The following is a 14,871-nucleotide window of genomic DNA, read 5'->3' on the forward strand; positions in this document are numbered from 1 at the left end:
AGACCTTTCTTGGGCTTCCTCACTCGCGGAGCTTGTCGATTTCGTCGGCGTTCACCGTCTGATACTGACGATAGATCTGCAGCACGATCGCGAGCGCCACGGCGGCTTCGGCCGCGGCGAGGATGATGACAAACACGGCCGTCACATGCCCGTCGATGTTCATCGCCTGAAAGCGCGAGAAGGCGACGAGGTTGATGTTGGCCGCGTTCAGGATGAGTTCTATGCCCATAAGCATGAGCACCGCGTTGCGGCGCGTCGCGAGGGCCAGAACGCCGAGCGAGAAAAGGATCGCCGCGACGACGAGGTAGTGGGAAAGTCCGATGGTCATGCTGACTCCTTCTTCGAGGAATCGGCGCGCGCTATCATCGCGGCGCCCATGATGGTGACGAGCAGAAGGATGCCGATGATTTCGAACGGCAGGAGATACGTGCTCATCAGGCGTTCACCGATGGCGGCGGTTGTCCCCTGCACGTCGGGCAGCACGCCCGCGTCGATCCACGTTGCGCGTGTGACGAGCAACACCAGGGTTCCGAGCAGCACACCCGCGATGATGGTGGCGGGCAGCGTGTGCAGGGTGCCGCTGGTCACGTCGACGTTGGTGACGCGGTTCGTGAGCATGACTCCGAAAATGATCAGGATCAGGATGCCGCCGATGTAGACCATGACCTGCGCGACGGCGAGGAAATCCGCCTGCAGGAACACGTAGAGTCCGGCGACGCCGAGGAAGGTGAAGAGCAGCGCAAACGCCGCGTAGATGACGTTGCGGGCGAAGGCCACAACCATCGCCGAACACACGGTGATCGCGGCAAAGACGTAAAAGAGGATATCGGCCATGTGCATGCGATGGTTTATGCTGGTGCGTTGCTGTCTGTCGCGGGGGGTGCGGGCGGAGCCGCCGCAGCCGCTGCTGCCGCTGCCGCTGCTTCCTTCTTTTTGGCTTCGGCCGCCGCGGCCTTCTTGGCATCCTGCTCCGCCTGATAGATGTCGGCTGCGGACTGTTTCTCGGCGACTTCGGCGGCGGTCATGGTGCTGAAACGATAGACGAGATCGTTGCGGTTGTATTCCGAGAACTCGAACACGTCGGTCATCTTGATACACTCGGTTGGGCACGGGTACACGCAGAGCCCGCAGTAGCAGCACTTCGCGATGTCGATGTCGAAACGCGACACCCAGAGCCGCTTCTTGTTGCCCGTGGAGGTCGCGCCGAGATCGTCGGTCGGCAGGGCCTTGATGGTCTCGATGGCGATGCAGTTCACGGGACATGCCTTCGCGCACTGATCGCACCCGATGCAGTCGTCCATGTTCACGTACAACCTGTTGCGCACGCGGTCGGGCAATTCACGCTTCACATTCGGATACTGTATCGTCACCTTCTTCGTGAAGAGGTGGCTCCATGTGATGCGCATACCGACGAGCACGGTCCAGATGCCGTCCTTGATGTCTTGCAGATAACCGCTCATGACGAGGTGCCTTTGCGTGGATGAGTACTACACGATCATGACGAGGAAACCGACGATAAGCGCGATCCCGAACGAGAACGGGATGAGCACTTTCCAGCACATGTACATGAGCTGATCGACACGCAGACGCGGCAGCGTCCAGCGGAGCCAGATCATGACAAAGACCAGGAACATGCCCTTGAACGCGAGCCACCCGAACTGCTCGAGTGCGCCCAGCCAGGGCACGCCCACGAGTTCACCGATGGTGGTGCCGTACGGGGTCTGCCAGCCGCCAAGGAACACGATCGCGGCGATGGCCGAAACGAGGAACATGTTCGAATACTCGGCCATGTAGAACATGGCGAACTTCATGCTGCTGTATTCGGTGTGATACCCCGACACGAGTTCCGATTCGGCCTCGGGGATGTCGAAGGGCGTACGATTCGTTTCGGCGAGTGCCGAGACGTAATACATGAGGAAGGTCACCGCAAAAAACGGGAGGAAGATCAGATAGGTCCACGACCCGTCGATCACCGTGCCGCTCGTGAGTGTGACGGCGTGTTTGGGTCCGCCGAAGATGAACCAATTCCAGAACGGTCCCGACTGCGCGAGCACGATGTCCTGCATGTTCAGCGACCCGACCACGAGCACCACGATGAGCAGCGACATGGCCGCTGGCACCTCGTAGCTCACGATCTGCGCGACCGAGCGCATGGCGCCGTACAGCGAGTACTTGTTGTTCGACGACCAGCCGGCCATCATGAGGGCGACAACACCGATCGAGCCGACGGCAAACACGTAGAAGAGTCCGATGTCGAGATTCGCGCCGATGTACATGCTCGAGAACGGGATCGCGGCGAAGGCGGCGTAGGAACCCATAAACGCGAGGAACGGCGCGAGCGTGAAGAGGAAGGTGTCGGCCTGCCGCGGCGTGATGTCCTCCTTCTGCAGGAGTTTCACCACGTCGGCGATGGGCTGGAACACGCCGTAGGGTCCGGTGCGCATGGGTCCGAGACGATCCTGCATCCACGCCGAGATTTTCAGTTCTCCGAGCATCGCGAGGAGCGCGTACGAGAACACGAAAACCAGCGGCAACGCGCAATAGATCAGCATCGTCACGAGGTTGTCGCCGAGGAGATTCGTAAGGAAGGATTCCATGGACGTCAGAGGTAGGAGGTTCGTCGGATGTGTCTCAACGGTCGATTTCGCCGAGGACGATATCGATGCTTCCAAGAATTGCGACAAGATCCGCAATCAGGTGGCCGCGAGAGATTTCATCGATCACGCTCAGATTCACGAATCCGGGAGCGCGGCATTTGCAGCGGAACGGATTGCCGGTCCCGTCGCTCACAACGTAGTACCCGAGTTCGCCGCGGGGATTCTCGACACGCGCGTATGCTTCGGCGCCCTTGGGAGGCCGCACACGTTTCGGAATCGCCGAGGCCACATCGCCCGCGGGCAGTCCGGCAATCGCCTGCTCGATGATGTTGCAGCTCTCGATCATCTCGTGCATACGCACGATGTTGCGGTCCCAACAGTCGCCCAGCGTGCCCGCCTCGCCCTTGCCCACGATCACGTTCCATTCGAAACGGTCGTAGATGGAGTACGGATCGTCGCGGCGCAGATCCCAGTTCACGCCGGAACCGCGCAGCATGGGGCCGGAACACGCGTACGACAGCGCCACGTCGGCCGGCAGCACACCCACATTCGCGAGGCGCTCGACAAAGATCTTGTTGAGAATGAGAAGGTCCATCACTTCCTTCACCGTCGTGCGTATCTGCGCGACTATGTCGAGCACTTCCTTCTCGAAGCCGGCATGTACGTCGTGCGAGAGGCCGCCGACCCAGAAGTAGTTGTACAGGAGCCGCGCGCCGCAGGTCTTCTCGAAGATGTCGAGGATGTACTCGCGGTCGCGGAAGAGGAAGAGGAAGGGCGTGAAGGCGCCGATGTCGAGGCCGTACGTGCCGACGGCCACAAGATGCGACGCGATGCGCTGCAGCTCGGCCATGATCACACGGATGTACTCGACACGATCCGGCAACTCGATGCCCAGCATCCGCTCGACCGCGAGCACGTACCCGTGGTTGTTGTTCATGGACGCGAGGTAGTCGAGGCGGTCCGTGTACGGAATCACCTGCGGATAGGTCATGGCCTCGGCGTGTTTCTCGAAACAACGGTGAAGGTAGCCGAGATGCGGGATGACCTTGACGACGATTTCTCCATCCAGAACGAGTTCGAGACGGAGCACACCGTGCGTGGACGGATGCTGCGGGCCCATGTTGAGGACCAGCTCATCGGTACGCAGTCTGCCGGATTCGATGTGTTCGGCGATTGATTCTTTCAGATCGTGCATTGTCTTTGCGGATGGGGTCTCAGTACGGGACTTTCATGCCGTTGTAATACTCGGGCACCTCGTAATCCTTGCGCAGCGGATGGCCTTCCCAGTCGTCGGGAAGAAGGATGCGGCGCAGATCGCGATGCCCTTCGAAGGTGATGCCGATGAGATCGTAGGCCTCGCGCTCGTGCCAGTCGGCGGTGCGCCAGACCTTCTCCACCGTCGGCACGGAGGGTGTTTCCTTCGGCACGAGCACCTTGACGGTCAGGGTGTGTTTGTGCGGGGTGGAACCGAGATGGTACACGACGCCGAGTGTGCCGTCGCCGTAGTCCATGCCCGTCAGGCACATGAGCGTGTCGAAGGCGTACGCGGCATGGTCGCGGAGCTGCAGGCACACGTCGCGGATCCCCGCGGCGGGCACGATGACACACGGCACCGCGGCATCGAAGGTCAAAGCCAGTTCGGGAAAGGTGGCCGTGAGTTCGTCGAAAATTGTCTGAGGCGTGAGAGACATGGAGTTGATCCCGTTGTTCGTCAGTTCTACGGTCAAGCGGCGGGTTGCGCGGGTTTTTTCACAAGCGAGAAGTCGCGCACCTTTTCCTGCAGGCGCATCCAGCCCTCGAGCAGGGCCTCGGGACGCGGGGGACAGCCGGGCACGTACACGTCCACCGGTACGACACGATCGACACCCTTGAGCACATGGTAGCCGTGCTCCCAGTACGGACCGCCGCAGTTGGAACAACTTCCCATCGACACGACATACCGCGGCTCGGCCATCTGCTCGTACAGGCGTTTCAGGCGTGTGGCCATTTTGAGAGTCACCGTGCCGGCAACAATCATCACGTCGCACTGGCGCGGACTCGGCCGCGGAATGACGCCGAAACGCATGATGTCGTTGTGGGAGGCGCTGGCAGCCATCATCTCGATCGCGCAGCAGGCGAGGCCAAACGACATCTGCCATAACGAGCAGAGCCGGGCCCAGTTCAGTACGCCTTCAGCGGTGGTCAGGACGATGTTGCCGTCATCGAATTGCTGATTCAGTAGTCCCATACACCAGGTGTGATACTGTGAGGAAAAACGGTGGGATCAGGCCTCTGCAGGCACTTCGACCTGCTTCGGAGCAACGGGAGGAACGGGGCGGACGGGTTGTGTGTCGACGATATCCTGCATGCGCGGGATATGCGGCTGCGGGCGGACCCACTCGAGATCGCCCTTCGCCCACAGATAAAAATCCGCGAGGAAAAGGATCACGATGAAGATGGCTCCGGACACATACGCGTACATCCCCATCTTCTCGAACACGACAGCCCAGGGGAAGAGCACGACGAGTTCGACATCGAACAGGATAAAAATGAGCGCGACCACGTAGAAGCGGATGTTGAATTTCACCCACGGTGAACCGATGGGATCTTCGCCGCATTCGTACGCGAGCAGCTTCTCCTTCGTCCGGTTGCGCGGGGCGATCAGACGCACCGCAATGAGCGCGCCGCCGACGATGGCGACGCCGAGAAGGAAGAAAATGAAAACTTTACCGAATTCTGTAAGCATGGTGGGCACCCGAGGATCAGGTGAGATAGGGTGAAAACAAGGTAGCAGGAACTCGCCGGAAAACCAAACCGGACATCCGTGTCGGATACCGGCGGCGGGTCAGATTCTGCCGAATACTTCTTCTTCGGAGGAGAGGGGCTGCAGCCCGTTGAAGGGGGGATATTCGTCGACGAGCAGCATGGAGTACGCGGTGAGGCGGGACGACCAGATGAAGTAGCGCGAAATGAGGCCCCAGAAACCATCGGGGATGCGGCCGATGAACAGCACAACCCAGAAGAGGACCATGTACACAAAACCGATGACGAGTCCGTATCCGATCGCAAAAAACACCTGCGGGAGCAGGAGGAGGAAACGGAATAACGCGTACAGGCGCGACGACCGCTCAGGCCGTTCCAATTGCACCTTGACGGGATACCCGTTGTCAGGCTTGCCGTTGAAAGAGGGATACACGTCCGTCAACAGCGACGAGTACGCGTTGATCTGCATGTTGAAGCGGAAATACCGCTCGCAGAATTCCCATAACGTCTGCGGATACGATCCGAGGATCAGTACGGCCCAGAAGGAAATGACACCGACCATCTGCGCGACAAACCCGTACAACGCGCCCCAGAACACCACGGGGATCATCATGAACGGCCTGAATATCAGGATGAGCCGCGAGGATTTTTCTGGCCTGGGAAGCAGAAAGATAACCGGGTAGCGACGTGTGCTCATACGTTGTACCGCCAGTCTGAAGGATGGGAAAGGGATGGATTCACCGGTGCAGAGGTCTCGTGTGTTGCGCGCAGCGGCACAACTTCCGTGAAACGATTGTATTTTGCCGCGGACCGGAGTAAGTTCTCCCGCTCGTACACGAGGTGCTCACGCAATATATGAAAAAGATCGAAGCAATCATCCGCCCCTTCAAACTCGATGACGTTCGCGACGGCCTGCAGGATATCGGCATACGCGGAATGACGATCTCGGAAGTCAAGGGTTTCGGCCGGCAGAAAGGCCATACCGAAACGTTCCGCGGCGCGGAATACCATATCGACACACTTCCGAAAATCAAGATCGAAGTTGTCGTCGCGGATCACCTCGTCGAAGCGGCCGTCGATGTCGTCATAAAATTCGCGCGCACGGGACAGGTTGGTGACGGCAAAATTTTTGTCATCCCCGTCGAGGAAGTTGTCCGGATTCGCACAGAAGAATCCGGCGAAGCCGCGCTGTAATTTCTGCTCCGCGGTAAGCTACGCGGTCGCCTGGATGTGCACGAAGGAATCCGGCGAAGCCGCTCTGCAGCTTTTCCTCCCCCGTTTTCGGAGCCGCACCATTCAACACGCCATATTTCCGCCGCGGTACACGCAGCAGGAAATCGCCAACTATTTCCTTTTTCCACCCGATGAAAAGGACAGCCCGGGGTACAGAGCGTGCAAAATCCTCGAATTCAGCGTGTATACAACAAAAAAGCCAACCGAAGCTGAGGAGGGCGTGCCGCGGTTGGCTTTTGGAAACAGTGAATGCGGGTGCAATATACAGCCCCCTTTTTCTTAAAGCAAGAGTTAATGAAAAAATTCTAAGTTGTTTCGTATCAACGAGGAATCATCCTGTGGCAGCACGTAAAGCAGACTTGATAAGGTCGCCGGTGTTGGGAGAAGCCCCGAGCGCCGGGTCTTGAAGCGCTTTCGACAGCGCTTTTTCGGCTACAGGCCGGGCATATCCGAGTGAAAGCAGTGCTAAAAGGGCCTCATCGCGCGGTGAAGCGGCGGCGGGAACCGTGACGGATCCCGCAGGACCCTTCGCAAATACGTCGCGCAATTCGAGAATCATGCGTTCGGCCGTTTTTTTTCCTACGCCCGGGATGCGCGTCAGTGCGCCGACATTGCCTTCGAGCACAAAACCGCGCAATTCCGCCGCGCCCGAGCGCGAGAGGATGTTCATGGCGATACGCACGCCGATGCCGGAGATGTTCTGCAGTTGACGGAACATCGCGCGTTCCTCCTCGTGCAGGAATCCGAAAAGCGCCATGGCGTCCTCGCGCACATGCAGATGCGCGAGCAATTCCACCGTCTCGCCCGCGGGCGGCAGTTTCTCGTAGGTCTGCAGCGTGATATGGACGGCGTATCCGATGCCGTGCACATCAACGACCGCGAGCATGGGTTCCTTGCGCACGAGGCGCCCGTGTACGTGTTCAATCATGCGCGCACGCGCTCCGGATTGTCCTTCACAAACGCCGCCCACGACGAGCTGCGCGAGGGTCCGCGCACAGCGCGCGGCGCAACACCCGCATGACAGATCGCGAGCGCGAGTCCGTCGGCCTCGTCGGAGCGGGCGAAGGAAGTGGTGAGACCGAGGAGGTGTTTCACCATGTAGGCGACCTGCAGTTTCGACGCCGCGCCGGTGCCGGTCACCGCACGTTTCACTTCGCGCGGCGAGTACTCGGCAATCGGCAGCGCGCGGTGCACGGCGGCGAGCATGGCGACGCCGCGCACGTGACCGAGCTTGAGTGTGGACTGCACGTTCTTGCTGTAAAACGCCGTCTCGATGCAGAACGAGTCGGGATGCCACAGATCGATTTCACGCAGCAGCGCGTCATAGATGACGGCGAGCCGGTCGTGGAGGGGGTCCGCCGAACGCAGCACGATGGCGCCGCTCGACACGCGCGCGAGTCCGCGCGGTCCCGCATCGACGATACCAAAACCCGTGACGAGGGATCCCGGATCCACACCCATGATACGCATGCGCCGCCGCCCTAGCCGAGCGACTCCATCACACTCGCGTCGATGTCGAAGTCCGCGTACACGTTCTGCACATCGTCGTGTTCCTCGAGCGATTCATAGAGACGCAGCACGCCCTCGGCTTCCTTGCCGTCGACCTTGGTTGTGTTCTGCGGCACCATCTGTATGGCCGCCTCGCTGATGGTGATCCCCTGCCCTTCGAGCGCGGTGCGCACGGCGTCGAAATCGCCCGGCGTGGTATAGATCTCGAAGCTCTCGTCCTCGGTCTCCATGTCGTCGGCGCCGGCGTCGAGCGCAATCATCATCATGTCGTCCTCGCTGCGATCCTTCGCGACCGAGATGACGCCGCGGCGGTCGAATTTCCAGCCCACCGCGCCGGTCTCGGCGAGGTTCCCGTTGTTGCGCGAGAACAGGTGGCGTATCTCGGCGACGGTGCGGTTGCGGTTGTCGGTAATCACTTCCACAAGAAAGGCCGTGCCGCCCGGACCGTACCCTTCATACGTGATTTCCTCGAAGGCCTGGCCCTCGAGTTCGCCGGTGCCGCGCTGAATGGCGCGTTTGATGTTGTCGGCGGGCATGTTCGAACCCTTCGCCTTGTCGACCGCGAGGCGCAGGCGCGGATTGCCCGTCGGATCGCCGCCGCCGTTGCGCGCAGCGATTGTTATCTCCTTGATGATGCGGCTGAAGAGCTTGCCACGAGCGGCATCCTTGGCGCCCTTCGCGCGTTTGATCGTTGCCCATTTGGAATGGCCGGACATCGAAACCTCCAGAACGATTGTTAGTTATTCGACAGTGAATGTGTGTAGGCGGGATGAAGATTGTCGAGCACCTCCTGCCGCGTGCGCGGATCGTTCGCGGCGCGCAGGTCGCGGAGCTTCAACTGCGGGAACACGTTCCCGTTCCATGTATTCTCTTCTATCGTGAACAGCAGATCGACCACCGATCCCGAACCCGAGATGCGCTGCATCAGCGAACCCAGATTAAAACCGATCGCGTCGAAAACCACGCCGTCCTGCCGCACCTTCAGCTTCAGGTGATCGCGGCCGACGATGCGCGGCTCGCCGAACACCTCCACACCCGAGGCAAAAAACACCGGGCGCATGTTGCCCGGACCGAAGGGCGCGAACTGTTTCAAAATGCGGATGAAGCGGGGTGTAATATCCGACATGCGGAGTATGCCGTCGGCGCTGATCTCGTGCACGAGCATGTCCTCGCTCAGCATCTCGTCGGCGATGCCCATGAATTTCTCGCGGAAGGCCGGGATCTTGTCGATCTCGAGCGCGAGGCCCGCGGCATACTTGTGTCCGCCGAACTGGATGAGCTGATCCTCGCAGCGGCGCAGCGCCTCGTAGATGTTGAAGTTCATGATGCTGCGGGCCGATCCCTTGGCCACACCGTCGATGGTGGTGAGCAGAATCGTCGGCCGGTAGAATTTCTCGACAAGGCGCGAGGCGACGATGCCGATGACGCCGGGATGCCACGAGCCGTCGTGCAGGATCAGCGGCTTGCTGCTGTCTTCCGCGAGATAGGCCTCGGCGATGGTCTGCGCGTGGTTGAAGGTTTCCTCGTCGATGACCTTGCGGTTGCGGTTTTCCTCCTCGAGGATCTGCGCGTAGCGGCGCGCCGACTCCTCGTCTTCCGAGACGAGCAGGTCGATGGCGCGTGTGGCGTCGCCCAGGCGGCCGACGGCGTTGATGCGCGGCGCCATGACAAAGACGATCTGCTGCGCGGTGAGGTTGCCGAAGGAGAGGTTCGACGACTCCATGAGCGCGCGGATGCCGGGCCGCGGATTCTCGTTGATGATCTTGAGTCCGTGATGCACGAGGATGCGGTTCTCGCCCACGAGCGGCACGATGTCGGCGGCGGCGGCGATTGCGACAAAGTCGAGATAGTCGTAGGGCGCCTCGCGATTGCCGTCGTACTCGGCGAGACCCTGCAGCAGCTTGAAACCGACGCCCGCGCCCGACAGATACTTGAAGGGATACACGTCGCCGGGCTTGAGCGGATCGAGCACAGCGTGCGCGTCGGGGATCTGCTGCCCCGGCTCATGGTGATCGCAGATGATCACGTCCATGCCCAGGGTTTTTGCGTACGCGACCTGCGTGACGGCGGTAATGCCGCAGTCGATCGAGATGAGCAGGCGGGTGCCGTTTTTATGCGCGAAGTCGATGCCGAGTTCGGAGATGCCGTACCCTTCCTTCATGCGGTCGGGGATATAGACGTCGACCTCGCAACCGAGCCGCTTCAGATACAGATAGAGCAGACTCGCGCTGTTGGTGCCGTCCACATCGTAGTCGCCATAGACGAGGATGCGCTCGCCCTGCGCGCGCGCGTGCACGATGCGCGCGACGGCCTTCTCCATGTCGTGCATGAGGAAGGGGTTGAGCAACTGCTGCAGCGAGGGCCGGAAAAAGGCCTTCGCCGTCTCATAATCCGTGATCCCTCGCGAGATCAGGATCGATGCTATGACTTCAGGTACATGAATCTCCTCGACGAGGCGACGCACGTTATCAGGATCCCCGGGGGGCCTGATGCTCCATCTTGCGTCCATGGATAATTCCTTCTCAGTATTTTATGAAACGTACACATCTTCAAAATCTTTGTCAGTGATAGAAAGGTCTCAAGCCCGTCTGTAAGCCGAATTCTGTCTATCCCGCGAAACGGGACGAGGCAGCCATTTCTCTTGGCATCACATTGCTGCGATGCTCCAGCGACCTACCCGGATGCCTTCGCCCGGAGGCGAACCACGCGAGCCGCGCGGCCTTGAGGGGAACATCCTGCTTGATCTTGCTCCGGATGGGGTTTGCCAGGCCAGCATGTCTCCACGCTGCCGGTGCGCTCTTACCGCACCTTTTCACCCTTACCCCGCAGAGCGGGGCGGTGTTTTTTCTGTTGCACTTTCCGTCGCCTCTCGACGCCCGGACGTTATCCGGCACCCTGCCCTGTGGAGTTCGGACTTTCCTCCCCCGGCCGCATAAACGGTCGGAGGCGGCTGCCCGACGGGCATGAGACCCTTTGTTATTCAATGCGCGTGTCAGCCGCCAAATCCTCGCTGACAAGGATACGGCCGCAGTGTTCGCACACATACATTCGGATGTTCTTTTTGATTTCGAGAATAAGTTGGGGAGGAACAACGTTGAAGCAGCCGCTGCAGGCGTTGCGCTTGATGGGCGCGACCGCCTTGACCTTCGCGTTGCGGATGCGGGTATAGAGTTCCAGATCCGCGGCACCGATGTTCGTGATGGCCTCGTCGCGTTTGCCCTCGAGCCGCGTCTCCTCCTCGGCCGTGACGGCGAGGACGCTTTTCAGCTCTTCGGTTTTTTCCGACAATTCCTTGGCGAGAGTGTCGAGTTCCTCTTCAAGTTCGATTTTCTGCGACTTGATTTCCTCGGCCTCGCCGGCGAACATCTCGATTTCCTGTTCATAGCGCTGAATCGTTTCCTCGGCGATTTCAATCTCGTGCGTCAGCGCGTCGTATTCTTTGTTGTTCTGCACCTGCAGTTGCTGGGATTTGTACTTCTCGATTTTCGCGATCAGTTCGAGCGAATCCTTCTCCATGCGTGTGCGTTCGGTGATGCCCGTCCGCAGAGCCGCGGCGGAATCCTCGATGCGCGTGCGCAGCTCGTTGACGGTTTCCTCGAGTTTGCGTACTGATTCGGGGAGATCGCCACGCAGTTCACGCAGTTCATCCAGCTCGGTATCCAGCAATTGCAGCAGGTACAACGATCGAAGCTTGTTCTTCAAGGGTACTCCTGCGTCTTGTATTTAAACTGTACACATTCCATTCGTCATCGTCAATACGGGGAAGATACGAGATTTTTCCATCTTATCGAAGAGCCCCGCGCGGAGGACCTCGACGCAGCGGTTGATAAAGGGGAACTCGGTCTCGTAATGTCCCGCGTCCAGCACCAGGAGGCGCCGTCCGTAATCCAGAAACGCGTGATAATTGAGGTCGGCCGTCACGAAGGCCTGCGCGCCGCGCCGGGCCGCCGTTTCGAGCAGCGAGCCCCCCGCCCCGCCGCACACCGCGACCCGGTGGATTGTTGCGTCCGCGTCATGCCGCGAGGCGCGCACGGCGGTGCAGCCCAGCGTCCGTTTGACATGGGCGACAAAGTCGCGTATCAGCATCGGCTGCGGCAGCAGCCCCAGCGTGCCCAGTCCTTCGCCCGCCGCGGCTCCGGGCTGCGCGGCGCCGAGCGGCTCCGTATCGCGCAGGCCCAGCGTTTCCGCGAGGCAGGTATTGACACCTGTCGCCGCCGCGTCGGCATTAGTGTGCATGGCGACAACCGTGAGGTGGTTGCGCAGGATGTCGCCGATCAGTCTTCCCTGCTCGGCGTCGTCACGGATGGACGACAGCGGGCGGTAGATGACCGGATGATGCGCCACGACAACATTGGCTCCGCGCGACACCGCCTCGGCGATCACCTCGCGCGTCACATCGAGTGACACGAGGATGCCCGTGCATTCCGCGCCCGCGTCGCCGGTCAGTATGCCGACATTATCCTTCTCCCACGCGAGCGCGGCCGGGGCCCAGGCAAAAAGGACGTCGACGATTTCCTGCACAGTCGGCATAGGCGCCTGATCTCTCTTCCCGTCAGCGCCTCTGGTGAATAAAACAGACACGCGCGGCAGCTATCGTTCTGGTCTGTAAATCACAACGATGTTGTCCGCGCATGAATCTGGTACCTCGTGTCTGTGGAGCAGAAGGGAGTCGAACCCTCGACCTCTACAATGCGAATGTAGCGCTCTCCCAACTGAGCTACTGCCCCGAGTTGGATTATAAATGTACGGAGGAAGCGCGGGAAAAGCAAGAGGAGTGGGGCGTTAGGAGTTAGGAGTTAGGAGCTAGGAGCTAGGAGTTGGGAGTGGAAGCGGGACGGCGACGTAGTGTCACACCGAGCTTGTCGAGGTGCGACGGGACAGCGGGACAGCGGCGTAGTGTCACACCGAGCTGCCTATGGCGGACGAGGTGCGACGTGCAACGTGGCTACGTGTCACGTCTAACACGCGGCCGTGGCGCAGGCAGATGGGCAGTTCGTCCGTTGCGTACGCACTGGCGGGCGGAACCGCCGCGATTCATGCCTGTGACTGTACCCGGTTCAACGGCTTTTGCACGGCGATGGATAGGTACGGCGCGATCGGGATGGCGAGCCCGACCATGATGTCGACGATCGGCGGAAATACTTTGCGGTGAAGGACATTGCCTCGCGACGCAAGCCGCGCGCGGGCCGCGCGATACCAGATGTCACTCTGACGATGCAGGCTCTGGTATCGAGGTCGAAGCAGGACCGGCGCGGGAGTATTATCGGCGAGAAGCCGGAGGATTTTCGCCGGGGTGGAGCCGCGAATTCCCTTACGTAACAAACTCTCGTCGCTTTCAGCCGCGAGCCCGCGCCGTGAAAGCGTACGTGCAAGGCGAAATGCCGCGGAATCGGGGAGATAATGAATCAGCGGCAGGCCCGTCGTATGCACCTCGACGGGGAAGCGGCTGTCGGGTGTTTGATTGATAAAAAGAATCCCACCCGGCGCGAGGACATCCCAGATCGCCTGCATCAACGGCGCGCGTTCGTGCGGGAGAAGATGCTCGAACACAGCCGAGAGCAGGATGTGATCGAAGGGTCCGATGGTATCCGCAATTCGATCTGGTGCCGGCGAAAGATGAAACGACACGTTGCGGATCTCCATCACCTCGGCACGCTGCCGCGCGGTTGTGAGGAGATCCTCCACAAGTTCTATCCCGCAGATTTGCGCGGAGGGAAAGAGACGGGCGAGCACCATGCTCGATGCTCCCGAACCGCATCCAAAATCCAGGACACGTGAGCCGTTCACCTCTTCGCCCGTGACATACCCGAGGACGGACGCACGAATATCGCTCTCGACACCGTCGGGATCCTCGTCACGCGCTATCTCATCACACAGCCAGGCGGCCCCTTTCACAAGCAGGATTTTGTGAATGAGATCGACCGGGTAGCGTGTTGTCCACTGTGTGCGCGGGGAGAAGGTCCGTGAATCGTGTAAACGCACGGAGATGGAGCGCCGGCCCGACGTGGTTTCGCGTATGGAAACCGTTCCCGACAGGTCCTCGAAAGTTAGTACGGCGTCGGTCATCGGCAGGACTGTGGGATGGGGTACAGACACTCACCGCGCGGGGCGGGCGGTGATAAGGCGTTCGAGAATATACACCGAGGCGGCGTCGGTGTTCGGGTCGAGGGAGGTGTAGATGGCAAGCAGGGTGTTGGTGTCGTAACTGATGAACTGTGATGAAGCGGCGTCGATCTGCCCGTTGCGGCGGCCGGAGAACAACGCGTCGGCCGCAGGATCGTCGATGGCGACATAGTCGAGGTATGCGGGTGTTGATCCGCTGTGCTCCACTGTCACCGTCACTGGACCGCTACCGCGCCGCCAGCCACAAGCGTACACTTCGCCGTACGTGTCGCGATGATTGAGCACTGCCGTCGTGCGCGGTGTATTCGCGGACACATCCGCGCGTATGTCGCTCTGTGCCACCACTCGACCGTCTTCTTTTACACTGACCCGGTACACAACGGTCGATGCCGGAACAGACGGACCCTCGGGCAGGCGCAACCGCAGACGCACATGCCGCGGTGTCCCTTTTGGCGCCGGATCAGGGATGTGTGCGCAGAACACTGTTCCCGCCTCCGTCGCATACCACGCAGTTGCACGATGCTCACCTGTGGGAGCAACAGCCGGACGTTCGTGGTCTATTGCCGGATACCCCGTACGCTCGTCGCCACATGCAACAGCAGTACGATCCTCCGGGTGTACCATCAACCGCTGCGCCTCACCGGCAAGCGTGTGTGTGAGGCCGAGC

Annotated in this window: 18 protein-coding genes, 1 tRNA gene and 1 other RNA gene; 1 reads left to right on the forward strand and 19 read right to left on the reverse strand. The window is 60.4% G+C overall.

What is annotated here, in order from left to right; genetic code table 11:
• Positions 1–19 precede the first annotated feature (19 nt).
• The 9 genes from nuoK to HY962_02130 all read right to left on the reverse strand — a co-directional run bounded on the left by nuoK (position 20) and on the right by HY962_02130 (position 6,036).
• Positions 20–322, reverse strand: a complete 303-nt coding sequence (gene nuoK, locus HY962_02090; GenBank protein MBI5645696.1) for an NADH-quinone oxidoreductase subunit NuoK — start codon at positions 320–322, stop codon at positions 20–22.
• Positions 323–324: 2 nt separating this feature from the next.
• On the reverse strand, positions 325–834 hold the full coding sequence (locus HY962_02095) for an NADH-quinone oxidoreductase subunit J (protein MBI5645697.1): 510 nt from the start codon (positions 832–834) through the stop codon (positions 325–327).
• A gap of 14 nt (positions 835–848) precedes the next feature.
• A complete protein-coding gene (locus HY962_02100; protein MBI5645698.1) occupies positions 849–1,460 on the reverse strand; it encodes an NADH-quinone oxidoreductase subunit I in 612 nt (203 codons plus the stop codon).
• 27 nt (positions 1,461–1,487) lie between these two features.
• The gene (locus HY962_02105; GenBank protein MBI5645699.1) at positions 1,488–2,597 is read right to left on the reverse strand and encodes an NADH-quinone oxidoreductase subunit H; all 1,110 of its coding nucleotides are present in this window, start codon (positions 2,595–2,597) and stop codon (positions 1,488–1,490) included.
• A gap of 34 nt (positions 2,598–2,631) precedes the next feature.
• Positions 2,632–3,792, reverse strand: a complete 1,161-nt coding sequence (locus HY962_02110; protein ID MBI5645700.1) for an NADH-quinone oxidoreductase subunit D — start codon at positions 3,790–3,792, stop codon at positions 2,632–2,634.
• A gap of 19 nt (positions 3,793–3,811) precedes the next feature.
• Positions 3,812–4,288: an NADH-quinone oxidoreductase subunit C gene (locus HY962_02115; GenBank protein ID MBI5645701.1), complete on the reverse strand. Its 477-nt coding sequence runs from the start codon at positions 4,286–4,288 to the stop codon at positions 3,812–3,814.
• 32 nt (positions 4,289–4,320) lie between these two features.
• Positions 4,321–4,824: an NADH-quinone oxidoreductase subunit NuoB gene (gene nuoB / locus HY962_02120; protein MBI5645702.1), complete on the reverse strand. Its 504-nt coding sequence runs from the start codon at positions 4,822–4,824 to the stop codon at positions 4,321–4,323.
• A gap of 36 nt (positions 4,825–4,860) precedes the next feature.
• Entirely contained in the window at positions 4,861–5,331 is a 471-nt protein-coding gene (gene ndhC / locus HY962_02125) for an NADH-quinone oxidoreductase subunit A (GenBank protein MBI5645703.1), read from the reverse strand.
• Positions 5,332–5,421: 90 nt separating this feature from the next.
• On the reverse strand, positions 5,422–6,036 hold the full coding sequence (locus HY962_02130) for a DUF4389 domain-containing protein (GenBank protein ID MBI5645704.1): 615 nt from the start codon (positions 6,034–6,036) through the stop codon (positions 5,422–5,424).
• Positions 6,037–6,194: 158 nt separating this feature from the next.
• Here HY962_02130 and HY962_02135 point away from each other — a divergent pair, with 158 nt between their 5' ends.
• Positions 6,195–6,533, forward strand: a complete 339-nt coding sequence (locus HY962_02135) for a P-II family nitrogen regulator (GenBank protein ID MBI5645705.1) — start codon at positions 6,195–6,197, stop codon at positions 6,531–6,533.
• A 370-nt stretch (positions 6,534–6,903) separates the two neighbouring features.
• Here the strand turns inward: HY962_02135 and ruvA are convergent, their stop codons facing one another.
• The 10 genes from ruvA to HY962_02185 form a co-directional block, all read right to left on the reverse strand.
• Entirely contained in the window at positions 6,904–7,500 is a 597-nt protein-coding gene (ruvA, locus tag HY962_02140) for a Holliday junction branch migration protein RuvA (GenBank protein ID MBI5645706.1), read from the reverse strand.
• Positions 7,497–8,042, reverse strand: a complete 546-nt coding sequence (gene ruvC, locus HY962_02145; protein ID MBI5645707.1) for a crossover junction endodeoxyribonuclease RuvC — start codon at positions 8,040–8,042, stop codon at positions 7,497–7,499. Before ruvC ends, ruvA begins: the two co-directional genes overlap by 4 nt.
• Positions 8,043–8,053: 11 nt before the next feature.
• The gene (locus HY962_02150; protein MBI5645708.1) at positions 8,054–8,797 is read right to left on the reverse strand and encodes a YebC/PmpR family DNA-binding transcriptional regulator; all 744 of its coding nucleotides are present in this window, start codon (positions 8,795–8,797) and stop codon (positions 8,054–8,056) included.
• Positions 8,798–8,817: 20 nt separating this feature from the next.
• Complete coding sequence (gene recJ, locus HY962_02155; protein MBI5645709.1) at positions 8,818–10,590, reverse strand: single-stranded-DNA-specific exonuclease RecJ; 1,773 nt, start codon at positions 10,588–10,590, stop codon at positions 8,818–8,820.
• A gap of 66 nt (positions 10,591–10,656) precedes the next feature.
• An RNA gene (gene rnpB / locus HY962_02160) (RNase P RNA component class A) lies at positions 10,657–11,047 on the reverse strand.
• Positions 11,048–11,057: 10 nt separating this feature from the next.
• Positions 11,058–11,783, reverse strand: coding sequence for a hypothetical protein (locus HY962_02165; protein ID MBI5645710.1), 726 nt, complete (start codon positions 11,781–11,783; stop codon positions 11,058–11,060).
• Positions 11,784–11,804: 21 nt separating this feature from the next.
• Complete coding sequence (locus HY962_02170) at positions 11,805–12,611, reverse strand: Nif3-like dinuclear metal center hexameric protein (GenBank protein MBI5645711.1); 807 nt, start codon at positions 12,609–12,611, stop codon at positions 11,805–11,807.
• A 124-nt stretch (positions 12,612–12,735) separates the two neighbouring features.
• Positions 12,736–12,808: transfer RNA gene (locus tag HY962_02175), tRNA-Ala, on the reverse strand.
• A 307-nt stretch (positions 12,809–13,115) separates the two neighbouring features.
• Positions 13,116–14,147, reverse strand: coding sequence for a class I SAM-dependent methyltransferase (locus HY962_02180; GenBank protein MBI5645712.1), 1,032 nt, complete (start codon positions 14,145–14,147; stop codon positions 13,116–13,118).
• Between the two features lie 30 nt (positions 14,148–14,177).
• On the reverse strand, positions 14,178–14,828 hold the full coding sequence (locus tag HY962_02185) for a hypothetical protein (GenBank protein ID MBI5645713.1): 651 nt from the start codon (positions 14,826–14,828) through the stop codon (positions 14,178–14,180).
• Between the last annotated feature and the right edge of the window lie 43 nt (positions 14,829–14,871).

This window comes from Ignavibacteriota bacterium, assembly GCA_016218045.1.
GTDB lineage: Bacteria > Bacteroidota > Ignavibacteria > SZUA-365 > SZUA-365 > JACRFB01.